General features: G+C 71.8%; 20 protein-coding genes and 2 pseudogenes. 13 read left to right on the plus strand and 9 right to left on the minus strand.

All coding sequences use genetic code 11. From position 1 onward, the window contains the following. Positions 1–66: 66 nt before the first annotated feature. On the minus strand, positions 67–795 hold the full coding sequence (locus RNL97_RS01095) for a TetR/AcrR family transcriptional regulator (protein ID WP_243312944.1): 729 nt from the start codon (positions 793–795) through the stop codon (positions 67–69). A gap of 165 nt (positions 796–960) precedes the next feature. On the opposite strand from RNL97_RS01095, the gene RNL97_RS01100 reads away from it, so the two are divergent. The 3 genes from RNL97_RS01100 to RNL97_RS01110 all read left to right on the plus strand — a co-directional run bounded on the left by RNL97_RS01100 (position 961) and on the right by RNL97_RS01110 (position 3884). Next, on the plus strand, positions 961–2169 hold the full coding sequence (locus RNL97_RS01100) for a saccharopine dehydrogenase family protein (RefSeq protein ID WP_243312946.1): 1209 nt from the start codon (positions 961–963) through the stop codon (positions 2167–2169). A gap of 154 nt (positions 2170–2323) precedes the next feature. Further along, positions 2324–2731: a YciI family protein gene (locus RNL97_RS01105; protein WP_313750272.1), complete on the plus strand. Its 408-nt coding sequence runs from the start codon at positions 2324–2326 to the stop codon at positions 2729–2731. A 7-nt stretch (positions 2732–2738) separates the two neighbouring features. After that, positions 2739–3884 carry an RNA polymerase sigma factor gene (locus tag RNL97_RS01110; protein WP_243312949.1) on the plus strand — a complete coding sequence of 382 codons (1146 nt, stop codon included), beginning with the start codon at positions 2739–2741 and terminating at the stop codon, positions 3882–3884. A 75-nt stretch (positions 3885–3959) separates the two neighbouring features. On the opposite strand, the gene RNL97_RS01115 is transcribed toward RNL97_RS01110, so the two are convergent. Next, positions 3960–4400 carry an ATP-binding protein gene (locus RNL97_RS01115; protein WP_313750273.1) on the minus strand — a complete coding sequence of 147 codons (441 nt, stop codon included), beginning with the start codon at positions 4398–4400 and terminating at the stop codon, positions 3960–3962. A gap of 280 nt (positions 4401–4680) precedes the next feature. Between RNL97_RS01115 and RNL97_RS01120 the strand changes: the two genes are divergently transcribed. Then, on the plus strand, positions 4681–6609 hold the full coding sequence (locus tag RNL97_RS01120) for an HtaA domain-containing protein (RefSeq protein WP_243312952.1): 1929 nt from the start codon (positions 4681–4683) through the stop codon (positions 6607–6609). 65 nt (positions 6610–6674) lie between these two features. On the opposite strand, the pseudogene RNL97_RS01125 reads toward RNL97_RS01120, so the two are convergent. Continuing rightward, a pseudogene (locus tag RNL97_RS01125) lies at positions 6675–8084 on the minus strand (glycoside hydrolase family 6 protein); the annotation flags it as partial. Between the two features lie 402 nt (positions 8085–8486). Between RNL97_RS01125 and RNL97_RS01130 the strand changes: the two are divergent. Continuing rightward, positions 8487–9626 carry a PQQ-dependent sugar dehydrogenase gene (locus RNL97_RS01130; RefSeq protein WP_030587478.1) on the plus strand — a complete coding sequence of 380 codons (1140 nt, stop codon included), beginning with the start codon at positions 8487–8489 and terminating at the stop codon, positions 9624–9626. A gap of 143 nt (positions 9627–9769) precedes the next feature. Here the strand turns inward: RNL97_RS01130 and RNL97_RS01135 are convergent, their stop codons facing one another. Further along, positions 9770–10378 (minus strand): helix-turn-helix domain-containing protein, encoded by a 609-nt coding sequence (locus tag RNL97_RS01135; protein WP_030587480.1) that lies wholly within the window; start codon positions 10376–10378, stop codon positions 9770–9772. A 226-nt stretch (positions 10379–10604) separates the two neighbouring features. On the opposite strand from RNL97_RS01135, the gene RNL97_RS01140 reads away from it, so the two are divergent. From RNL97_RS01140 to thpR, 4 genes are all read left to right on the plus strand, one after another. Then, a complete protein-coding gene (locus RNL97_RS01140; RefSeq protein ID WP_030587482.1) occupies positions 10605–11267 on the plus strand; it encodes an HD domain-containing protein in 663 nt (220 codons plus the stop codon). After that, positions 11264–12265, plus strand: a complete 1002-nt coding sequence (locus RNL97_RS01145; protein ID WP_234313452.1) for a GlxA family transcriptional regulator — start codon at positions 11264–11266, stop codon at positions 12263–12265. Before RNL97_RS01140 ends, RNL97_RS01145 begins: the two co-directional genes overlap by 4 nt. Positions 12266–12305: 40 nt before the next feature. Further along, positions 12306–12713: a VOC family protein gene (locus tag RNL97_RS01150; protein WP_030587485.1), complete on the plus strand. Its 408-nt coding sequence runs from the start codon at positions 12306–12308 to the stop codon at positions 12711–12713. 93 nt (positions 12714–12806) lie between these two features. Next, a complete protein-coding gene (gene thpR / locus RNL97_RS01155; protein WP_030587487.1) occupies positions 12807–13454 on the plus strand; it encodes an RNA 2',3'-cyclic phosphodiesterase in 648 nt (215 codons plus the stop codon). Positions 13455–13478: 24 nt separating this feature from the next. On the opposite strand, the gene RNL97_RS01160 is transcribed toward thpR, so the two are convergent. Together RNL97_RS01160 and RNL97_RS01165 are read right to left on the minus strand one after the other, a co-directional pair. Then, on the minus strand, positions 13479–14105 hold the full coding sequence (locus RNL97_RS01160) for a hypothetical protein (protein WP_243312957.1): 627 nt from the start codon (positions 14103–14105) through the stop codon (positions 13479–13481). Between the two features lie 81 nt (positions 14106–14186). Further along, complete coding sequence (locus RNL97_RS01165) at positions 14187–14675, minus strand: MarR family winged helix-turn-helix transcriptional regulator (RefSeq protein ID WP_030587490.1); 489 nt, start codon at positions 14673–14675, stop codon at positions 14187–14189. 112 nt (positions 14676–14787) lie between these two features. Here RNL97_RS01165 and RNL97_RS01170 point away from each other — a divergent pair, with 112 nt between their 5' ends. After that, the gene (locus tag RNL97_RS01170; RefSeq protein ID WP_030587492.1) at positions 14788–15198 is read left to right on the plus strand and encodes an Ohr family peroxiredoxin; all 411 of its coding nucleotides are present in this window, start codon (positions 14788–14790) and stop codon (positions 15196–15198) included. 75 nt (positions 15199–15273) lie between these two features. Here RNL97_RS01170 and RNL97_RS01175 read toward each other — a convergent pair whose 3' ends face one another. After that, the gene (locus tag RNL97_RS01175) at positions 15274–16800 is read right to left on the minus strand and encodes an alpha/beta hydrolase (protein WP_243312959.1); all 1527 of its coding nucleotides are present in this window, start codon (positions 16798–16800) and stop codon (positions 15274–15276) included. Positions 16801–16894: 94 nt separating this feature from the next. Here RNL97_RS01175 and RNL97_RS01180 point away from each other — a divergent pair, with 94 nt between their 5' ends. Continuing rightward, positions 16895–17932: a MerR family transcriptional regulator gene (locus RNL97_RS01180; RefSeq protein ID WP_030587496.1), complete on the plus strand. Its 1038-nt coding sequence runs from the start codon at positions 16895–16897 to the stop codon at positions 17930–17932. A gap of 15 nt (positions 17933–17947) precedes the next feature. Here the strand turns inward: RNL97_RS01180 and RNL97_RS01185 are convergent, their stop codons facing one another. Continuing rightward, the gene (locus tag RNL97_RS01185) at positions 17948–18610 is read right to left on the minus strand and encodes a TetR/AcrR family transcriptional regulator (RefSeq protein ID WP_313750274.1); all 663 of its coding nucleotides are present in this window, start codon (positions 18608–18610) and stop codon (positions 17948–17950) included. A 220-nt stretch (positions 18611–18830) separates the two neighbouring features. On the opposite strand from RNL97_RS01185, the gene RNL97_RS01190 reads away from it, so the two are divergent. Further along, a complete protein-coding gene (locus RNL97_RS01190) occupies positions 18831–20729 on the plus strand; it encodes an RICIN domain-containing protein (RefSeq protein ID WP_243312962.1) in 1899 nt (632 codons plus the stop codon). A 205-nt stretch (positions 20730–20934) separates the two neighbouring features. After that, positions 20935–21147, plus strand: coding sequence for a hypothetical protein (locus tag RNL97_RS01195; RefSeq protein ID WP_030587502.1), 213 nt, complete (start codon positions 20935–20937; stop codon positions 21145–21147). 7 nt (positions 21148–21154) lie between these two features. Here the strand turns inward: RNL97_RS01195 and RNL97_RS01200 are convergent. After that, positions 21155–21602: pseudogene (locus tag RNL97_RS01200) on the minus strand (SRPBCC family protein). Positions 21603–21775 lie beyond the last annotated feature (173 nt).

The following is a 21775-nucleotide window of genomic DNA, read 5'->3' on the forward strand; positions in this document are numbered from 1 at the left end:
TGCGTGGTGCCCTCCGGGGCCGCCACACGAATCGGTACGAGCGGCGGGCGGCCGGAGCGCGGGGCGTCAGCCGTCGGCCGGGTCGCCGGCGCGCCGAGCTCGCCGGATGCTCGCCTCCGCACTGTCGAGCAGCATCTCCAGAGCCGTGGGGTACGCGCTGTCGTTCATCCTCGCGACCAGCAGCGGTGCGAGAGCGGCGATGTTCGGGTGGGTTTCCGCCGGCAGTTCGGCGTAGGTGGCGTGCCAGACCCGTTCGTCGGCGGCGCGGGCCGCTTCGGGCAGGGCGAGGCTCGCGGCGTCCAGTGCGGCGAAGGCGAGTGCCTGGTCGAGGAACGCCTGGTAGATCCGTACGACGTCCCGGTCGGGCAGTCCGGTCGAGCGCAGGATGCCGAGGACCGTCTCGTCGCAGGCGATCTCGTTGGCCCGGCCGCTGACCCGGCTGGCGGTCAGCACGGCGGCCTGCGGATGGGCCAGGTAGGCGGTGTGGATGCGCAGGCCGATCCCGCGCAGGTCGGTGCGCCACTGCCCGGTGGCCCGCCAGCCGTGCATCGCGCGTCCGATCAGTTCGTCGGCGATGGCCAGGGTCAGGTCGTCGATGCCGCGGAAGTAGCGGTAGAGCGTGCTCGGGTCGGCTCCGAGGGCGAGGCCCAGGCGGCGCACGGTCAGTCCGTCCCTGCCGTGTTCGTGGAGCATGCGCAGAGCGGTCTCGACGATCAGCTGCTGGGTGACGACGACGCCCTGCCGTGTCGGCCGCCTGCGTCGCCGCTTCTCCTCCGGGACCACCTTCTTCGCCATCCGGGCCTCTCCCCCGTGTCGATACCGGTGTGCCGGTGCCGGCCTGTCGGCACCCCCTCACCTTATGCCAACGGCGTTGACGTTACTCAAGTGCGCCCCTTTCATGGACGAATCCAAGGGCACCGGCCCGTTGGGCCCGGCCCCTCGACGAAAGGCACATCCGCCATGCGTGTACTCCTCGTCGGCGCAGGTGGCGTGGGCACGGCGATCACCAGGATCGCCGCCCGCCGCTCCTTCTTCGACCACATGGTCGTCTCCGACTACGACCTCTCCCGGGCCGAGGCGGCGGTGGCCGCCCTCGGCGACGACGGGGCGAGGTTCACCGCGCTGCGCGTCGACGCCTCGGACCGGGCGGCGGTCACCGCCCTGATCGCCGAGCAGCGGTGCGACATCCTCGTGAACGCCACCGACCCCCGGTTCGTGATGCCGTTGTTCGAGGCGGCGCTGGCCGCCGGCGTCGACTATCTGGACATGGCCATGTCCCTGTCCTCCCCGCATCCGGAGCGCCCGTACGAGGAGTGCGGGGTCAAGCTCGGCGACGGGCAGTTCGAGCGTGCCGCGGCGTGGGAGGCGGCGGGGCGGCTCGCGCTCGTCGGGGTGGGTGTCGAGCCGGGGCTCTCCGATGTCTTCGCCCGGTACGCGGCGGACGAACTGTTCGACGAGATCGAGGAGATCGGCGTCCGGGACGGTGCCGATCTCACCGTCGAGGGCTATGGCTTCGCCCCGTCGTTCTCGATCTGGACCACCATCGAGGAGTGCCTCAACCCACCGGTGATCTGGGAGAAGGACCGGGGCTGGTTCACCACGGCGCCGTTCAGCGAACCGGAGGTGTTCGACTTCCCCGAGGGGATCGGTCCGGTGGAGTGCGTCAACGTCGAGCACGAGGAGGTCCTGCTGATCCCGCGCTGGGTGGAGTCCCGGCGGGTCACGTTCAAGTACGGGCTGGGTGAGGAGTTCATCGAGACCCTCAAGACCCTTCACCGGCTCGGCCTCGACCGCACGGACAAGGTGAGCGTGCCCGGCGGCGCCGTGTCGCCCCGTGACGTGGTCGCGGCCTGTCTGCCCGACCCGGCCTCCCTGGGCGGGCTGATGCGGGGCAAGACCTGTGCCGGTACCTGGGTGAAGGGCACGAAGGACGGCGCGCCCCGCGAGGTGTACCTCTACCACGTGGTCGACAATCAGTGGTCGATGCGCGAGTACGGCTCCCAGGCCGTGGTCTGGCAGACGGCGATCAACCCGGTGATCGCCCTGGAGCTGGTGGCGGGCGGTGTCTGGAGCGGCACGGGGGTGCTCGGCGCCGAGGCGCTGGACCCGCGCCCGTTCCTCGATCTGCTCGTCGCGTACGGGTCGCCGTGGTGCCTGCGCGAGCAGTGACCGCGAGCCCGTCCGCGCTCTCTCCACGGGCCGCCCCCGGGCCGTCGGGGAAAGTCGAAAAGTCTTTGGGCGGCGATGTCGAGAACCCGGATCCGGCTCCGTCCCCGTAGTGAGAGCGGCCAGAATGGGCCGCCCGGCACCGAGGAGTGACATCATGGCCAAGTACCTGCTGCTCAAGCACTACCGCGGCGCCCCGGCAGCGGTCAACGACGTACCGATGGACCGGTGGACGCCCGAGGAGATCTCGGCGCACATGCAGTACATGCAGGACTTCGCGGACCGGCTGGAGAAGACCGGGGAGTTCGTCGACGGTCAGGCGCTCGCCCCCGAGGGCTCCTGGGTCCGGTACGACGGTGAGGGCCGTCCGCCGGTCACCGACGGGCCGTTCGCCGAGACCAAGGATCTGATCGCCGGCTGGATGATCATCGACGTGGACAGTAACGACCGGGCCGTCGAGCTGGCCGGGGAGCTGTCCGCCGCCCCCGGGGCCGGCGGGAAGCCGATCCACGAGTGGCTGGAGGTGCGCCCGTTCCTGACCGCGCCGCCCACTGTCACGGAGTGACGCTTCGATGGACGAACTCCTTCTGCGGAGCCTCACTCCGAGCGTGCTCGGCGTCCTCGTCCGCCGGGGAGCGGACTTCGCGGCGGCCGAGGACGCGGTGCAGGACGCCCTGGTCGAGGCGGTCCGCGTATGGCCGGGCGACGCGCCGCGGGACCCGAAGGGCTGGCTGGTCACCGTGGCCTGGCGGCGGTTCCTCGACGCGACCCGGGCGGACGCCTCCCGGCGGCGGCGCGAGGACCTCGTCGACGAGGAGCCCGCGCCGGGCCCCGCGCCGGCGGTGGACGAGACGCTCCAGCTCTACTTCCTGTGCGCCCACCCTTCACTGACGCCGTCGTCGGCGGTCGCGCTCACGCTGCGCGCCGTCGGCGGGCTCACGACCCGCCAGATCGCCCGGGCGTATCTGGTGCCCGAGGCGACCATGGCACAGCGGATCAGCCGGGCGAAGCGCACCGTCTCCGGGGTGGGGTTCGATCGGCCCGGCGATGTCTCCACCGTGCTGCGCGTGCTGTATCTGGTCTTCAACGAGGGCTATTCCGGGGATGTGGACCTCGCCGCTGAGGCGATCCGGCTCACCCGGCAGCTCGCGGTCGCGATCGACCACCCTGAGGTGGCGGGGCTGCTCGCCCTCATGCTGCTCCACCACGCCCGGCGAGCCTCCCGGACCGCGCCCGACGGGAGTCTGGTGCCGCTCGCCGAGCAGGACCGGGGCCGGTGGGACACCGGGATGATCACCGAGGGGGTGGGGATCCTGCAGGCGGCCCTGGCCCGGGACCGGCTGGGCGAGTTCCAGGCCCAGGCCGCCGTCGCGGCGCTCCATGCGGACGCGCCGACCGCCGAGGAGACCGACTGGGTGCAGATCGTCGAGTGGTACGACGAGCTGGCGGGCCTGACGGACAGCCCGGTCGTCCGGCTCAACCGGGCGGTGGCCGTCGGCGAGGCCGACGGTCCGCGCGCCGGGCTGGCCGAACTCGCAGCGCTGAGCGAGTCGTTGCCCCGCCATACGGCGGTCGCGGCGTATCTGCACGAGCGTGACGGCGACCTGTTGACAGCCGCGCGGCTGTACGCCGAGGCCGCCCTCAAGGCCCCCACGCTGGCCGAGCGCGACCATCTGACGCGCCAGGCCGCGCGGCTCAACGCCGGTCTTCGGAGCTGACGTTCCGGCACCTCTCGCGCGGCGTGGGCGAGCCGCCGACAACGTCTGCCGCATGGCGCCCGGGGCGAGTGAACGTCAGGCGGTGCCGCCGGGCCCGTGATCCGGGTCCGGGTGTCCGGGGGGCACGAAACAGGCGGTCACGGTCTTGCCGTCCCGCTGGGGGTGCTGTTCCCAACTGTCGGACAGCGCCTCGACGATGGCGAGGCCCCGGCCGCCGGTCGCTTCGAGGCCCCGGTCGACCACGGCGGGGAGCACCGGACTGGAGTCGTGAACACTGACATGCAGGCAGGTGCTGTCCCAGGTCAGGACGAGCTGGGCATCGCTGTGCGCGTGTTCGTGTGCGTTGGTGATGAGCTCGGACACGGCCAGGAGCACCGAGTCCACCAGATCGGGGGCGCTCCGCGTCCACGCCAGTGAGTCGAGATGCTCCCGCGCCCAGCGGCGCCCCGCCCGCACTCCCTGGGACATGGGGAAGGACTGCGCCCAGCCCACCGCCCTCATCTCGGAATCGGCCATGCTCTTGCCTCTCCTTCGTCGATCAGGGAAGTGAGGTCGTCGTTCGTCGCCCTCTGTCCGTCTCCTACCCGCCCGCGCGGACTTGACGTCCGGCCGGCCCGTACCGGAGGCGGACGGCCGCACTCGTGGTGACAAATTAGGTAAGCCTCACCTAATATTCGATGGTCGTCTTCGGGTCCCCACACGCCAAGAAGCCGGTATCCCCCCTTCTTTCGTTCGCCCCGGGCACGGCTCCGTTCCGACGCGCGCCGTGCCCCTCCCCGAAGGAGACATGCAGCGCATGCCCATGCCTCGCCGCGGCCGCCTGGCCGCTCTCGCCGCCCTGACCGTCATCTCCGTGGGCGCCGGCGTCCTCGCCGTTCCCGCCTCCGCCGCCCCGGGCGTCCACGCCGCCGCGCGGGCCGATTCCGGCGGCACCACGTCGGCGGCCGCTCCGATCCTGGTGAGCGGCCGGTCCTCCTGGGGCTTCAAGGAGTCCTGGGTCCGGTACGTCGCGATGTTCGGCGGCTCGGTGACCGCGGGCGGCGGCGCGACCGCCGACGCCGCCGGAAAGGTCGACCACCCCGTCAAGCACGGCTCGGTCGACCCGGCGGGGCGCTCGGCCGATGTGCGCTTCGGGGGCTCGGTGACCTATGCGATACCCAGCCACGGGATCACCGCGATCACCCTCGCCAACCCGCGTGTCGTGCTGAAGAACGGCCAGGGCACGCTCCACATGGACGTGACGACCGATCTCGTCGCCGGTGAGGACCCGGTCACCACGTCCGGCGTGCCGATCGCCTCGCTCACGGCGGCCGCCGGCGCCCTCGACGGCAGCACCCTCGACTGGTCGGGCATCACAGCCTCCCTCACGGACGCGGGCGCGGCGATCTTCGCCTTCCAGGGGCAGCCCATGTACCCGGCCGGTACGGCGCTGGACCCGCTCGCCATCAGTGGCGCCGTGAGTGTCCCCACGCTGACGGTCAGCCAGGTCAGCGGACTGGGAGCGGAGACCGAGGTCACTGTCAGCGGCAAGGGCTACCAGCCCGGGCGCGGGGTGTACCTGGCCCAGTCCGTCGCCATGCCCGGCACCACGTACCCCAGCGTCTTCGGCAACGCGGTGTACGTCCGTCAGGTCGGCGCGGACGGCGCCTTCAGCGTCACGGCGAAGCTCACCGAGACGTTCACCCCCTCCGGGGCCCCCGCCGTCGACTGCCGGACCACCGCCTGCTTCGTCACGAGCTTCAACTCGCACGACGGCACCGACCCCACCTGGATGCCGTCCCGCGCCCAGGACGTGGCCCAGCCGCTGACGTTCGGCGTCGAGCTCCCCGCCGCCACCGTCACCCGGCAGCCCGACTCCCGCACGGTGCGCTCGGGCGCCACCGCCGTCTTCACCGCCGCCGCGGACGGCGCCGATGCCGTCCGCTGGGAGCGGAGCTCCGACGAGGGCGCGACCTGGAGCGCCGTGCCCGGGGCCACCACCGCCACGCTGTCGGTAAAGGCGAGCGCCGCGCTCAACACCCTCCGCTACCGCGCGGTCTTCGTCAACGCATCGGGTGAGACCGCCACGTCCGCCGCGACGCTCACGGTGTCCGCCGTGCCCGCCCGGATCGTCTCCTTCAACGCCTCCCCCGAGCCGGTCGGCAAGGGCAGCAAGCTGAAGGTCGTCGGTACGATCCAGACCGTCGGCGCCACGGACGACGTCTGGCGTCCGCTGGCCAAGACGCCCGTGGTGGTCGAGTTCCGGGCGAAGGGCGCCACGACCTGGAGCCGTGCCGCGTCGGTCACCACGGACAAGAAGGGTGTGGCCACGGCGTCGGTCACCGCCGTCAAGGACGGCACCTGGCGGGCCCGTTACGCGGGGACCGCAGACCGGGCCGCGGCCGTGAGCTCATCGGACACCGTGGACGTCAAGCTGCGGACCGCGGTGTCCGGCTTCAACGCCTCGCCGGAGCCGGTCCGCAAGGGCCGCACCATCACGGTCAAGGGCACCCTGCGCAGCCTGGACGGCACCTGGAAGAACACCTCCGGCCAGTCGGTCACCCTCCTGTTCAAGGCCGACGGTTCCAGCAAGTGGAGCAAGTCGGCGACCGTGAAGACCAACAACAAGGGCGTCTTCTCGAAGGGGTTCACCGCCCAGAAGGACGGCACGTGGAAGGCGCAGTTCACGGCCACCTCGTCCCGGCTGGGCACGACCAGCTCCGGTGACCGCGTCGACGTGCGCTGAACCGGGCGCGCGGGCCGCGGCCGACGGGAACGGCTCCCGTCGGCCACGGCCCGCGTGTGTCACCGGCCCGCGGTGCCGCTGCCTCCGTCGAGCGGCGGGTGGGCGTTGCGGAGCAGCTCCCGGAACTGCCCGGAGAACCAGTGCCCGGCCACCGGGGAGCCCGGAAGGGCGCCGGTGAGGTTGTAGCCGTTGCGGCCGTTGCCGGTGTACGTCGGGTCGCACATCCGGTCGAAGCCCTTGCCCTCGTCGTTGTCGATGGGTTCGCTGCTGCCGTCGGACTCGCCCGGGGGCTTGGCCCAGACGTAGGCGTCGATCCCGGGCTCGGGTGCGGCCGTGGGTCGCTCGCCGATGCCCGCGCCGCTCTGGTTGCACCAGTTGCCGGCATGGATGCGGCGGTCGGTCCGGCCGCCGTCCACGTAAGCGTCGACGCTGGTCCGCGGACCTGGGCCGGCGGGCCGGGCGGAGCCGCCCCAGCCGTTGCGGGCGGTGTCGATGAGCATGCCGAGGTCGGAGGCGAAGCCCTGGCGGACCAGTTCGGTGCGCAGGGCCTGGGCGAACGAGAGCTCGTCGACGTAGTAGTTCCAGTCGACCCAGCGCGACTGGCGCACCGTGGCACCGTTCACGGAGTCGTTCACCGCGAAGTGCGGTTCTTTGAGCGCCGAGTAGTTGGCGGTGTTGACGATGAAGCCGTGCACATCGGCGGCGGTGGCACCCTCCATCGTCGCCGCCTTCTTGAACTGCTGTGCGGCGGGCACGAAGTTGGAGTCCCAGCCGAGCCAGCCGTGGTGGGCCGCGTCGACGTAGTTGTAGACGTTGGGGAGGGCGCCGAGCGTGTGCAGGGCGTACCCGATGCCCTTCTCGTAGTTGCCGTTGGCCTTCATCGTGGCGCATTCGGGTGTCGAACCGGCCGTGCCTCCGGCGTTGGTGACGAGGTTGGGCAGCGAGTCGGGTTCGATGAGCGTGACGATGCGCAGACCGGCGTAGGCGGGGTCGCCGAGGATGTCGGCGATGGGGTCGATGTAGTCGCTCTTGTAGCGGTCGATTTCGGTGGGGCCGAGCTCGCCGTTGGAGGCGAGTGCGGAACAGTCCCGGCCGGGCAGGTTGTAGATGACGACCTGGAAGAGGTCGGCTCCCTGGCTCACGGCGGTGTCGAGGTGTGCGCGCAGGCCTCGTGCGCCGGGTGTGCCGTCGATGGCGGCGATGCGGTCCATCCAGACGAATGACGGTTCGTCGGCTATGGCGGCACCGCCGGGTTCCGCGGCGGCCTTGGCGGACCAGTCGGGGTTCACGTACGCGGTGGCGCCGGCATAGGGGTTGTCGACGCGGGCCGCGGCCGACGCCTGGCCGGGAACGGCGACCGCGAGCGATGCGCCCATGATCAGGGCGGACAGCGCGGCTGCGGTCCTTCGGCGGGACGCCTGCGGGACGGTGGTGCGCCGAGGTGCGGGCGGGGTGGTGGTGCCTCTGCTTCTCATTGCGGCTCCGTGCTCCTCTCGTACGTCCGTCGCGGGTGTCGACGGACGGTTCGGGGGTCCGTGACGCTCAGGAGGTGAGGGGGTTCGAGTGGGGGAAACGCGGTGTGGGAGCGCTCCCAAGGTGGCGCGGCTTCCGATGACTGTCAAGCCGTCCAGCCTGATTACCTTGCGCAGTACGGCAGTTGGCGCGATTGGAGCGCTCCCATGCACAGGAGTTCCAGCAGTTCGTGGCCGAAGATGCCGTGACGCTGGTCTAGTCCAAGCCGCGTCCGTCCCTCTATCCTCACCCGTAGCCGGTGACACACCGTCCCCCACCCAGGTTGCCTGCCGGCTCGTACCCCCACTCAACTCCGTTCGAGCAGCCGGGTGACTCCCCCCATTCGCCGCCTCCAGGAGGCCACGGTGAAATTTCGCACCAGAAGCTCGGCGATCATCGGAACGCTCTGCCTCGCCACGTCCCTGGCGCTGGCCACGGCGTCGGCGGACGAACCCGCCGACGCCCCCGGTCAGCAGGTGAGCGCCACCCTGACCGAAGTGGCCAGGGCCCAAGGGCCGTCCGCCGGCGCGGCCGGGCCGGACGACACGGTATGGATCGCCGAACGCGCGGGCACCGTAAGGGTTTTGGACGATTCAGGTCTGGGCGAACCCGTCCTCGACATCTCCGACGAGACCACCACCGATGGCGAACGCGGCCTGCTGGGCGTCGCGTTCGACAAGACGTACGCGCACTTCTACATCTCCTACACCGACCTCGAAGGCACGAGCACGATCGACGAGTTCGCGGTGGAGAGCGGCCAACTCCGGCCGGAGACACGGCGCACGGTCCTCACCCAGACTCAGCCGTACGCGAACCACAACGGCGGGGACATCAAGTTCGGTCCCGACGGCTACCTGTACATCGCCTTCGGTGACGGTGGCTCGGGCGGGGACCCGCACGGCAACGGGCAGAAGCTCGACACCCTGCTCGGCAAGCTGCTGCGGATCGACCCGAGCGGCGGCGAACCCTACGCGATCCCGGCGGACAACCCGTTCGTGGACGACGCGAACGCGAGGGACGAGATCTGGGCGTACGGGCTGCGCAATCCCTGGCGGTTCTCCTTCGACGCGGACACCGGCGACCTGCTGATCGGCGATGTCGGCCAGAGCGACTGGGAGGAGATCGACTGGGCCCCGGCGGACAGCAAGGGCGGCGAGAACTACGGCTGGGCCTCGATGGAGGGCACGCATCCCTTCCGGGGAGGCACGGAGCCCGCGAACCATGTCCCGCCGGTGTACGAGTACGACCGTACGGGCCTCGGCTGCTCGGTGACCGGTGGATTCGTCTACCGCGGCGACGCGCTCCCGGACCTCCGGGGGAGCTATGTGTTCAGCGACTACTGCGACGGCACCTTGCGGACGCTCCAGATCGAGAGCGGCGAGGTGACCGGCGTGGGCGACCTCGGCGTCAGCGGCGGCGAGGTCATCTCGTTCGTGGAGGGCGGTGACGGCGAGCTGTACGTGCTCGGCAGCAGCGGCGTCGTCTCCCGCGTCGATCCCGCGTGAACGGCTGACCCGCGCGGGAGACCGGCCGCGCGGACGGGAAGCCCGGCCCCGCCGATCACCATGATCGGCGGGGTCCCCCTTTTCACGTTCCGGCCGCGGGGGAATTCGTCGTGCGACGCCCCTGACGCGTCAGCGCGCGCTCGTCACGCCGGGCTCCGCCCAGGCGGGGACGGACGGCCCGGCTTCTCCGCACCTTCTCCGCGCTGGTGGCCACGGCGGGCGTCCCGGTCGAAGACGCCCAGCAGCTCGCACGGCCCGCCCTCGGCGCCGATCGCGTGCGGGAGCATCGTGGGGAACTCCGCCGCCTGGTTCGTCTCGATCCGCAGACGCCGGTTGCCCAGGAGCAGGATCGCGGTGCCGGACAGGACGACGAGCCATTCCCGGCCCGGATGCGCGCGCAGGCGCGAGGGGTTGTCGGGCGGCGGCTCGGTCATGCGCTGGCGGATGACCGTCATGCCGGGCTCCGCCTTGATGGGCCACCGCATCTGACCGTGGGCTCCGTCGACCATCGGGTTGGAGACGATGTCGTCGGACGCGGTCTCGACCAGCTGGTCGAGCGAGGTGTCCAGGGCGCGGGCGAGTGTGACGAGCTGGTCCAGGGCCAGTCGGCGGCGGCCGTTCTCGATGCGGCTGAGCGTGGACTGGCTGACCTTCGCCCGGGCGGCCAGCTCCTCCAGGGACCAGCCCTGGGCCACGCGCAGGGCGCGGATCCGTTTGCGTACCAGGCTGTCCAGCTCATCTTCTTGCGTCATAGGCATGAGCGTATGCCATTGGCGCAATCTGCGCTCAGCGTCTCCGTGGTCGGCCCCGGCAGAGGGGGCAGGCCATGTCCGGATCTGTGGGATATCCGGCCCTCGGGACATGGCGCGCCCCGGCGGGGAAGCCCAAGCTGGAGTGAGCAGGCCGGGTCCCCGGCCGTGCGAGACATCCCGGATGCCCCAGATGCACCGGGTATTCGAGGAAGGGAGCGGACACCCCATGCCGACCGATACGTCGACCGACCCCGCGTCACTCACGGCCCGCGTCCGGGTTCCGGACACCACGCTCGCCCGGGAGGCGGCCGAGCTGGTGCGGGACACGACGAGTGAGCTGATCTACCACCACTCGTGCCGGGTCTTCTGGTTCGGAGCCCTTCAGGGGCAGCGCCGTGACCTGAGCTTCGACCCCGAACTCCTCTATGTGGGGGCCCTGTTCCATGACCTCGGCCTCGGCGAGTCCTTCCGGTCCAGCGGCCGGCGCTTCGAGGTGGACAGCGCGGACGAGGCGCGCCGCTTCCTCCAGGCCCGCGGGGTTCCCGAGGACAGCGTGCGACGGGTCTGGACCGCCATCGCCCTGCACACGACCCCGGGCATCCCGTCGTTCATGGAGCCCGAGGTGGCCCTGGTCACCGCCGGGGTGGAGTACGACGTACTGGGCATCGGTTACGAGGACCTCTCCCCGGCCGACCGGGCCGAGGTCGTCGCGCTCCATCCCCGGCCGGACTTCAAACGGCGGATCCTCGGGGCGTTCACCGACGGCGTCCGTCCGAGACCGGAGACGACGTTCGGCAACGTCAAGGCCGATGTCCTGGAGCACTACGTCCCCGGCTTCGAACGGGGCGACTTCGTCCGCACCCTTCTCGACTCCCCCTGGCCCGAGTGACCGGCACCGCCCGCCCCCACCTGGTGGCCGTCCTGGCGTTCGACGGGGTCCAGCTCCTCGACGTCACCGGCCCGGCGGAGGTGTTCACCACGGCCAACGGCCACGGAGGCCGCTACGACGTCCGGATCGTGTCGGTGACCGGCCAGGACGTCCGGACCTCCGGCGGGATCAGGCTCGGGGTCGACGGCCCGGTCAACGGTCTCCCGGGGCGGCTCGGAACGCTGCTGGTGCCGGGCCGCCGGGACTGGCGGCGGGCGGTGGACGACGTCGCGCTGACCTCCGGGGTACGGGATCTCGCCGGGCGGTCCCGCCGGGTGGCGTCCGTGTGCGCGGGCGCGTTCGTGCTGGCGGAGGCGGGTCTGCTGGACGGCCGCAGGGCGGCGACGCACTGGCGGCTGGCCGGTGAACTGGCCGCCGCCTACCCCACGGTGAGGGTCGAGTCCGATCCGCTCTTCCTGCGCGACGGGCACGTGATCACCTCGGCGGGCATCACGGCGGGCATGGATCTGGCGCTGTCCCTGGTGGAGGAGGACCACGGCGCCGGTACGGCCCGTGACACCGCGCGGGAGCTGGTGGTGTTCATGGCCAGACCGGGCGGCCAGTCCCAGTTCAGCGCCCGGCTGCGGCCGCGCGAGGCCGAGCATCCCGCCGTACGGGCGGCCATGGACGCGGTGAGCGCCGATCCGGGCGGTCCGCACACCCCGAGCACGCTCGCCCGGCTCGGCAGGGTCTCGGCCCGGCATCTGAGCCGGCTGTTCCGCCGTGAGACCGGGCTCTCCCCCGCCCAGTACGTCGAATCCGTACGGCTGGAGGCCGCCCAGGCGCTCCTGGCCTCGGGCACCGATCCCGTCGGGGCGGTGGCCGAGGGGGCGGGTTTCGGATCGGCCGAGACGATGCGCCGGGCCTTCCAGCAGACGCTGGGCCTCTCCCCCACCCACTACCGTGCCCGGTTCCGGACGACGACGACGGCGGGCGCGGCGGCACAGGTGGACGACTGAGCCTCGCACCGTACGGACGTACCTGGAAAGGTGGGTGAGCATGGCGGACACACCGAACACGACCGGCTCCCGGATGCGGCTCAACGCCCTCATCGTCGATGCCACGGATCCGGAACGGCTCGCCGCGTTCTGGTCCGAGCTGCTCGGCAGACCGATCGTGGGCCGTACGGGTCCCTACGTCTGGCTGCGGCGCGAGCACGGCGTCGGGCTGGGCTTCCAGCGGACCGATGAGCCCAGGCGGTCCAAGAACCGGATGCATGTCGATGTCTCGGCCCCCGATCCGGCCGCCGAGCAGCTGCGGGTCGAAGCGCTCGGCGGGCGGCGCCTGGAGGGATACGACGACGGGGGGTTCCTGGTGATGGGCGACCCCGAGGGGAATGAGTTCTGCATCATCCCCGAGGGCCCCTTCGAGTTGGACGACGAAGGGCGCACGGACTACCTCGGCTGACCGGCACGCAGGGCCGCTCGCACGGCACGCGCCGGAGCCGGTCGTCGGCCCCGCGTCGCGGCGGGGGTGTGGCCGGCACGTACGGTACGGCAGGTGAACGAACCGCTCGAAGCCCTGACCGGCCACCCTGCGGACGGACGTGTCCCGGCCCTGACGACCCGCGTGTTCCTGGCGCTCGCCCCACCCGACGACGCGAAGGAGGAGCTGGCGCGGGTACTGCGTCCGGCCTATGACGCCTACCCGCGCATGCGGTGGAACCGCATCGAGGACTGGCACATCACCCTGGCGTTCCTCGGGGAGGTTCCGGTCCCGGCCGTTCCGCCCCTGCTTCCTCCGCTCGCCGGGCTCGCGGCCCGGCAACGGCCGTTGCGGCTGGCGCTGCGCGGCGGCGGGCACTTCGACGAACGGGTGTTGTGGACCGGGGTCACGGGGGACCTCGAAGGGCTGCACCGCCTCGCCGTCGACGTACGGGCCCTCGTCAGACAGTGCGGTGTTTCCTTTCCCGAGCGGCCGCTCCGGCCGCATCTGACGCTGGCCCGGTCGCGCCGGGGCGACCACGCGAACACGGTGGAGGCCGCGGCCTCACTCACCGCGTTCGCCGGCCGGGACTGGGAGGCCGGGCGCCTCCACCTGGTCGGCAGCAACATCGGCCGCGGTCCCGGGCCGATCCACTACCGGGACATCGAGGCCTGGGACTTCCACCGCGGGGCCGGGGGTGCCGCCGAGGTCCCCGGCGGCTGAGCCCGACGCCTCCCCGCTCCGCGGTCACATGGTGTCGTGCCGCGTGGGCCGGGCGTGCGTCAGCAGAAATTCGGTCGCCCGCGCGATGGCCTCGGCGGAGGTGCCGTGGACGGCCTCCGACTCGTCCTCCTGCAGGTCCGCGCCCGCGGCGGTGTACCACCAGGCGTCGGCGCCCGGGTCGTGGTGAATCACGGCGTCGCCACCCGCGTAGTGGAGCGGGATGGACTCGCTCGCGGACTTCTTCGGCACCGCGTGGGGCCACTTGAGGCGGGCCGACTGCCGCTTGATGCCGCCCCAGGCCGCGCCGAGCTGGGCGTAACTGGATCCACCGCGTCCGGCGACGGTGGCCGCGCTCTCGGCCAGCCGGTCGACGGACCGCTTGGCTTCGTAGAGCGACCGCAGCATCGCCAGCTGCACGTCGGGGGCGGCCATGAGCGCGGCGTCGAAGGGCTTGCCCGCGGTGCGGTAGGCGAGCGCGCGCGTCGAGATCCGCTCGGCCAGCGAGCGGACCGCTGCGAGCAGTTGCTCGTCCATGGCGAACGTGTCGTCGTCACCGGGCTCGTTCCAGGCGGGGTCCACCGGGGTCAGGACCGTGGCCCAGAAGTTCTCGTCGCTCTGATCAGGGGTCGGGATCGCCTTCGCATCATTCATGCGACAACGTTAACTGTCGAGAATCACCTCGACAATTGATTTTACCGTGAGGGCGAAACGACAGCTCAAGCTGTCATGACGTCAGTCGGCGTCGACCGCCTCCCCCAGCGCGCCCGTGAGCCGGCCGAGGACTTCCTGCAGCCCGAGGACCTCCTCCAGCGACAGGCCGGTGGCGGCGAGCACGCCGCGCGGGACGGACAGGGCCCGCTCGCGCAGACCCGCACCCTCGCCGGTCAGGTCGATCACGACGGAGCGCTCGTCCTCGCGGCTGCGTTCGCGCCGGACCAGCCCGGCGCTCTCCAGTCGCTTCAGCAGCGGCGACAGGGTCCCCGAGTCCAGGTGGAGGCGCTCGCCGATGGCCTTGACCGACTGCGGGCCCCGCTCCCAGAGGACCAGCATGACCAGGTACTGCGAGTAGGTGAGACCGAGATCCTTCAGCGCCCGCCGGTAGTAGCCGCCGAAGGCCCGCGAGGCGGCGTGCAGCGAGAAGCACACCTGGTGGTCCAGTCGCAGCAGCTCGGCGTCCGGGACGGCGGAGAGATCGGGGGTGGCGCGCGGAGCAGTGGTCATGGAACCAGCGTACCGCCGCACACCCATTGAGTTGTGCACAACTTAGTTGTGTGCAATCTTTATAGCCGTAGCCACGACCAGCCGGGTCGGGGTTCCAGAGGAGGGTCATCCCATGGACGCGTTGTACACCGCCGCCGCCACCGCCAACGGCCGCGAGGGCCGTGCCGTCAGCTCGGACGGCCAACTCGACCTGCCCCTGGCCATGCCCCCGGCCCTCGGTGGCAACGGCCAGGGCACCAACCCCGAGCAGCTCTTCGCCGCCGGCTACGCGGCCTGTTTCGCCAGTGCCATGGCTGCGGTCGGCCGCGAGATGAAGGTCGACACCAAGGACGCCTCGGTGACCGCCGAGGTCTCCATCGGCAAGGACGGCGACGGCTTCGGACTCGCGGTCGTCATGCGCGTGGAGCTCCCGGACTCCCTCGCGGGCGAGACCGGGCGGAAGCTGGTCGAGGCGACCCACGCCTACTGCCCGTACTCCAAGGCCACCCGGGGCAACATCGACGTCGAGCTGGTCATCGAGTAGCCGACCGCGCGGACGCCCTGACCGGGAGGCGGCAGACCGGGCCACGGCTCCGGGGGAGAGCCGCGGCCCGGTCTCTCACCCCTTCAAGCGGGCCAGCACCGCACCCACCGCGCGGTGCACGGCCTCGCGCGCCCCGTCGGCCGGCTCGAGCGTCTCGAAGCCGTGCCGCCCCTCCGGTACGTCGATGATCTCCAGGTTCGCCCCGCAGCGGTCGGCCTCGGCCACGAACTCCTCGACGGTCGCAGCGATCTCGGCGCTCTCCCGGCCCGCCCGGACCAGGACGACGGGAAGACCACCGGCACGGGAGAGCGCCCGGACGGGGTGGAAGCGGGAACCGGTCATCCCCCAGCTCGGCAGCGGCGCGAGGATCGGGTAGTTCGCGGCCACGCAGCGCAGCCACACCGGCGGGTCCGTCAGCCACTCCGCCGTGATCGGCCCCCCGCCCGAGAAGAACCACAGGGCGACCCGGTCGGCGTCCACCCGCGGATCGGCGCGCACCCGCTCCACCGCGTCGGCCACATCCGCGGCGGCCTGTCCGTAGTCGGTCACGGCGTGCAGACGGTGGTCGAGGGTCACGCCCGCGACTCCCTGTCCGGCGACATGGCGTGCGTATCCCGTCAGGGTCGGCCAGTCCCGGGGCGTGGGCCTCGCCTCCGCGGGCACCGGGCCGCCGTGCACGAACACCACGGCCGGGTGCGGCCCCGGACCGTCCGGCAGATACAGGTCGGTGTTCCCGGTCCGCTCGCGGAGGCGTTCGGGTACGTCGAGGAGGAACGGCCGCAGATGGGCGGGCGTACGGCCGGAGCCGGCCGGGGTCAGCACATGGCCTCCGCCGGACGCGGCCTCGATCAGGGTCTCGGCCAGCGCCTCGGGGCAGGAGAGCATCGGCCAGTGTCCCGTGGGCAGTTCGAAGAAGGCCACCCGGGCATCGGCGAGCGCCCGGAGGGCGGGGGTGCCGACATCCACCATCATCTGGAGCATCTCGACGCCCGGCCCGTTGGCGGTGCACAGCACCCCCGTCGCGGGCACCGCGGCCACGGCGCCGGTCAGCCGCAGCGGTTGGAGCAGGGTGCCCAGCGGCTGCGGCGCCGCGAGGGCGGTGAGCCCGTCGAGCGCCGCCTCGGAGAGGCCCGCGGTGCTTCCCCACCGGGACCACGCCTCCCTGGCCGGTGGCGGCAGTTCGCCTCCCGCCACCCCGTCCCCGCTACCTGCGGCGCGCTCCGCCACCTCCTCGCGCAGGAGCTGGTCCGGCACGGCGGCCAGGGCGGGGACGCCGTCCTGCGGCATCCCGGTGTCCAGGTGGACGATCCGGGCGATCGACCGGGCGCGGCGGTCGGCCGCGCCGAGCACCGGGTGGATGCCGTAGTCGTGGCCTACGAGCACGATCTCCCCACCGGGCTCCGCAGCCGCATCGATCGCCGCGAGCACGTCCGCGATGTGGGTCTCCAGGTCGACGGCCCCGACCCCGTCGGCGGGGGGCCTGCCGAGTCCGGTGAGCGCCACGGTGTGGACCTCGGCGCCTTCCGCCGTCAGCCGGGCGGCAGTGTCCCGCCACACGTGCGGTCCGGTGAACGCCCCGGCCACCAGGATGAATACGGTCATGGTCCCTCCTCGTCACGCTGATTCCCGCGCACCGGCCCGAAGCTCCCGGCAGCGCTCGCCGGTACCGTAGGAACTCCCCCTGGTGGAGGTTCAAGTGTTCTCGTCGTACGACGGTCTGTGCACCATCGGTGAACTGGCCGAGCACCTGGGCGTCAGCGTCAAGACCGTCCGCTTCTACTCGGACCGCGGGCTGCTGCCGGAGACGTCCCGCAGCGCCGGCGGACACCGCAGGTACGGTCCGGACGCCGTGGAGCGGCTGGGCATGATCCGCTCCCTGCGCGGCCTGGATCTGCCGGTTCCCGAAGTGCGCCGCATCCTCGACGAGCAGGACGCGCACGACGGACGGGAGGAGGCCGGGGCGGGCGGCGCACTGGAGGACGCCGTGGCCCGCCGGCTGAGGGTCCTGGGGTCCGAGCTCGCCGCGCTGCGCTGGCGGGAGGCCGCACTGAGGCTCGTACAGGAGTGCCCGCGGGCCGAACGGCCCGACCGGCTACGGCTGGTCGGTGCGGTCGCCGCCCCGCCGAGCACCGCCTCACTGGCCCGGTTCTGGCGCTCGTGGCTGCCGCCCCGGATGCCCGCCCGGTCCGTCACCGCGTTCCTGGAGGCCGCGGTTCCGCCCCCGCCCGACGCCCCCCGGCCGGCCCAGGTCCTCGCCTTCGCCCGGCTCCACGCCTTGGTGACCCAGCCGTGCGGCGGCGGGGCCGGGGCCGGCTCCTGCCAGCCCCGGGCGCACGGCGTCACGGGGGCCCGTGCGTCGGCCGTGCTGTACGCGGGCCTGGCGGAGGCGTACGACCTGGCGGGCGCGGAACTGCGCCGTGGCGCGGAGCCCTCCCGCGGTGAGGCGCTGGACGGATTCGTGGACGCGTACGCGAGCACGTACGGCGCCCAGGACACGCCCGCCTTCCGCCGCGTACTGGCAGGACGGCTCGCGGACGATCCGCGCATCGACCGGTACTGGGAGCTGACGGCCGAGGTGATCAGCGCTCCCGGGGGTCCTCCCGAGCCGACCCCGGGGTCCGCGCACGACTGGCTCCTCGCGGCCCTGGAGGCGCAGGTGGAGGTGGCGGCCGGCCACGGCGGCGCGCTGCGCGGGCCCGTCGGCGAGGCGCCGGTTTCCGTCGCGCCCGCGTAACGGCCCGCCCTGCCGTCAGCCTGCCGTGCGCGGGCCGAATCGTTCGGGCGCGAGGGTCGCCAGCAGCGAGGTGACCACGAGATCGGTCGAGGCGGCCATGTCCACGGATTCCGGGGCCAGAAGCCACTGGACCTGCAGTCCGTCCATGACCGCGATGATGGCGTTGGCCGCGTTGTCGGCCGGCCCCGTGCGGTCGGCGGGCAGTTCGCAGGCCTCGCGCAGGGCATCGGCGACGAAGGAGCGCAGCCCGTCGTAGCGGTCGCGGAAGTAGTCCTGGGCGGGGTGGTCGTCGGTGACCGACTCCGCCGAGAGCACCGCGTACAGCCGGACGATGCCCTCGCGCTCCGCGTTGCGCAGTGCGGTGTTCACCAGGTGGCGCAGGAAGTCCAGCCCCTGGGGGCGGTCGGGGCCGAGCTGCTCGATGTCACGCTGGTCGCGCAGTTCGAGCACGCTGGTGAGGAGAAGGGCCTTGGAGCGGAAGTAGTGCAGCACCCCGGCCTGGGTGAGGCCCACCCGGTCCGCGATCTCGGCGAGCGAGGCGTTGTTGTAGCCACGGGCGGCGAAGGTGTCCATGGCGATGGCCAGGATGTCCTGCTGCCGCTGCCTGGCCTCCGGGCTGCGCGGCGTGCGGGGCCCCGCCGGGCCACGTGCCGGTCTGCTCACTGACTGGTTGCTCACCGGATCAGCTTAAGCCTGTTGGAGCCCCGGTGAAGATCTTCAGGACAGCGCGCGAGAACACCGGAGCCGACTACTTACTAACCACTTAGTGGGTGTGCTTTCATGCCGTTGTCCCGCCCTCTTGTGACCGGCACGCCCGGAGCGAGGCGTCCTCCGCCGCGCCCTCCGTCCGCCGGGGTGCCGCCTGCCAGCAGGTACGAACCCAAGGAGAGCCGCAACCATGCCAAGCCCCACTCCCCCGCGTTTGAGAGCGCGCGCGGCCGGTGCCGCGCTCGTCGTGACCGTCGCCGCGCTCGGCGTCAACGGCGCCGTCACCACTGCCCGGGCGGCCGACCCGGTCGCGCAGGTGTGGGTCACCACACCCGACGGGGCCAAGAAGCTCACCCCGGAAGGGAACGTCCCCTTCACCGGATCGCCGCAGGCGGTCGACATCCGGATCGACGCCGCCGACAAGGGGCAGAAATTCACGGGCGCGGGGGCCTCCGTGACGGGCGCCTCCGCCCATCTCCTCCAGGGGCTCCCCCAGGCGCAGCGCACGACGGTGCTGAAGTCGCTCTTCTCCACGGAGGGCGACGGCATCGGGCTCACCTACCTGCGCCAGCCGCTCGGCAGCACCGACTTCGACGCGAACACCAACCCGTACACCTACGAGGACACCCGGGGCGCCTTCTCCATCGACCGGGACCGGAGCCAGATCATCCCCGTCCTGAAGCAGGCCACCGCCATCAACCCGGCCATCCGCTTCATGGGCTCGCCCTGGTCGCCCCCGGCCTGGATGAAGACCAACAACTCGCTCAACGGCGGGAGTCTGCGCACCGAGCACTACCAGACCTACGCCGACTACTTGGTCAAGGCGATCAGGGCGTACGGGCAGGAGGGCATCACGCTCACCGATCTCACGGCGCAGAACGAACCGGAGTTCGCGACCAGTTACCCGTCGATGAGCATGACCTCGGCCCAGCAGGCGGACTTCCTGCGGGTCCTGGACCGGACGCTCACCGCCGCGAACCTGCCGACCAACATCCTGGCCTACGACCACAACTGGGACCACCCGAACTATCCGCTCGACGTCTTCGCCCGGACGGGCGGTATCCAGCGGATCATCGGCGCCGCGTTCCACTGCTACGGCGGGGCGCCCGCCGCGCAGAAGCAGATCGCCGACGCCGGGAAGCGGGTCTTCTTCACTGAGTGCTCCGGCACCGACAGCGCGAACCCGGCGACGACGTTCGGCGACACGCTCAAGTGGCACACCGAGAACCTCGTCGTGCAGAACATGCGCAACGGCGGCGAGACGGTCATCAACTGGAACCTCGCCCTCGACCGGAACGGCGGTCCTCACCAGGGGCACTGCACCAACCGCTGCAACGGCATCGTCGAGATCGACGGCGGACAGGTCACCCGCAACGCCGAGTTCTACGTCCTGGGCCACGTCTCGAAGTTCATCGAGGCGGGGGCGGTGCGGATCGGTTCCACCAGCCAGGGCGCCGGTGGGGTGCAGAACGTCGCCTTCCAGAACAGCGACGGCAGCCGGGCGGCCGTGGTCGTCAACACCGCGTCCGGAGCCCAGCGGTTCTCCCTGACGGACAGCGGCAGGTCGCTCGCCTACACCCTGCCCGCGGGGGCCGTCGCGACCTTCGCCTGGGACGGGAGCGGCGGAACGACCGAGCCGCCCGTGGGATCCATCGACCCCGCCGCCTGGTACCAGGTGCGCAACGCCAACAGCGGTGCCTGCCTGGACGCGGCCGACTGGGGTACGGCCGACGGAACCGCGCTGCAGCAGTGGGCCTGCGGGAACGGGGCCAACCAGGGCTGGCAGTTCCGGCCGACCGCCTCGGGCCACTACCAGGTGGTGAACCGGCACAACGCCAAGGCCTGGGACGTCGACGGCGGTCCGGGTGCGACCGCCGACGGCACCAGGGTGCATCTGTGGTCGTACGAGGGTGGTGTCAACCAGCAGTGGCGCCCGGAGGCCCTGACCGGCACCGGGCGGTACCGCTTCGTCGCCCGCCACAGCGGCAAGTGCCTCACCGTCGACAACTCCTCGACCGCCAACGGGGCCGGGTTCTCGCAGCACCCCTGCTCCGGCTCCTCGGCCCAGGCGTTCTCCCTGACCCGCTGAGGCGGGCGACCCGGAATCGCGGCGGTTCTCCGGACAGGGGGAGCCGCCGCGGCGCGCGCCTGCCGGCGCGGAGCATGGTGACCGCGCCGGCAGGCCGGTCGTGCGCCGACACCGACGCGGGTTCGGGCGCGCCGTACCCTGTCCCTGCCCGGCACGCCCTCATATGCTTCGCCTTCTGCCTGTTCGCCCGCTTCAGGAGGCCCCCGTGCCGGCCCGCGCCATGTACTGCTACACGTGTGATTCCGATGAACAGCACCGCTCCCTCACCGCCACCGAGAAGACCTGGCTCCGCCGCCGGACGGGTCGCCGGAGCGTCGATGAGTTCTTCATGTGCGAGGCGCCCGAATGCCGCAACGTGCGCAGCGGCTTCAACAAGCACCCGTTCGACCCGGTGATCCGCATCCCCCTGCCGGACTGACGCCGGATCAGGCCCCTTCGACCGCCTCCTTGATGCGCTGCCCGAACGCCGGTGCGTTCTTGCGGGCCGCGCTTCCCGCGAAACCGACCAGCAGCTTGCCGACTCCGTGGCCCTCCAGGACGTTGAAAAGCCTCACATGCGTGCCGCCGGCCGGCGTGCGTTCGAGGCCGTAGCCGCCCTCGGCCGCCGTGATGAGGTTCTTGGACTGCTCCTGCCAGCGGATACGGGTCGGAGCGACCAGTTCGCTGATCTCAAAATCACGCCGGGTGGTCATGCCCGCGTCTTTGACGGTGCTGCGGAAAACGGTGCCTACATGGGTCGGGCCGCTCGGGGTTTTCTCGGATCGCTAGGACCCGCGGGCTGAACTCGGGGTCGTGCCGGCCGTCCGCGAGATGGGCGAAGACTTCCTCGATGGGGCGGTCGATGTCAACCGTCGCTTCGAAGTGTGTGCTCATGGCTCTCTCCGGTCGGGGGAGGACGCGGCGCCGAATCACTTGTCCGCCATCAGTGTCGGACGGGCCTGGCGGGAGCGCACGCCGAGGAGCCCCGAGCGGCAGCCGCCCTCATCCGCACGCACCACGGGGCGGACCTTCCCGGATCCCCGGGCCGTCATTGCGGTCCGGGGTTT

Origin of the sequence: Streptomyces parvus (genome assembly GCF_032121415.1) — a bacterium.
GTDB lineage: Bacteria > Actinomycetota > Actinomycetes > Streptomycetales > Streptomycetaceae > Streptomyces > Streptomyces globisporus_A.

Bases quoted from the DNA above. Each gene is read 5' to 3' on its own strand.
- RNL97_RS01140 (WP_030587482.1), top strand. From the start codon at position 10,605: ATGCCGACCGATACGTCGACCGACCCCGCGTCACTCACGGCCCGCGTC.
- RNL97_RS01110 (WP_243312949.1), top strand. From the start codon at position 2,739: ATGGACGAACTCCTTCTGCGGAGCCTCACTCCGAGCGTGCTCGGCGTC.
- RNL97_RS01095 (WP_243312944.1), bottom strand. From the start codon at position 795: ATGGCGAAGAAGGTGGTCCCGGAGGAGAAGCGGCGACGCAGGCGGCCG.
- RNL97_RS01120 (WP_243312952.1), top strand. From the start codon at position 4,681: ATGCCCATGCCTCGCCGCGGCCGCCTGGCCGCTCTCGCCGCCCTGACC.
- RNL97_RS01135 (WP_030587480.1), bottom strand. From the start codon at position 10,378: ATGACGCAAGAAGATGAGCTGGACAGCCTGGTACGCAAACGGATCCGC.
- RNL97_RS01150 (WP_030587485.1), top strand. From the start codon at position 12,306: ATGGCGGACACACCGAACACGACCGGCTCCCGGATGCGGCTCAACGCC.
- RNL97_RS01160 (WP_243312957.1), bottom strand. From the start codon at position 14,105: ATGAATGATGCGAAGGCGATCCCGACCCCTGATCAGAGCGACGAGAAC.
- RNL97_RS01100 (WP_243312946.1), top strand. From the start codon at position 961: ATGCGTGTACTCCTCGTCGGCGCAGGTGGCGTGGGCACGGCGATCACC.
- RNL97_RS01115 (WP_313750273.1), bottom strand. From the start codon at position 4,400: ATGGCCGATTCCGAGATGAGGGCGGTGGGCTGGGCGCAGTCCTTCCCC.
- RNL97_RS01170 (WP_030587492.1), top strand. From the start codon at position 14,788: ATGGACGCGTTGTACACCGCCGCCGCCACCGCCAACGGCCGCGAGGGC.
- RNL97_RS01105 (WP_313750272.1), top strand. From the start codon at position 2,324: ATGGCCAAGTACCTGCTGCTCAAGCACTACCGCGGCGCCCCGGCAGCG.
- RNL97_RS01175 (WP_243312959.1), bottom strand. From the start codon at position 16,800: ATGACCGTATTCATCCTGGTGGCCGGGGCGTTCACCGGACCGCACGTG.
- RNL97_RS01190 (WP_243312962.1), top strand. From the start codon at position 18,831: ATGCCAAGCCCCACTCCCCCGCGTTTGAGAGCGCGCGCGGCCGGTGCC.
- RNL97_RS01165 (WP_030587490.1), bottom strand. From the start codon at position 14,675: ATGACCACTGCTCCGCGCGCCACCCCCGATCTCTCCGCCGTCCCGGAC.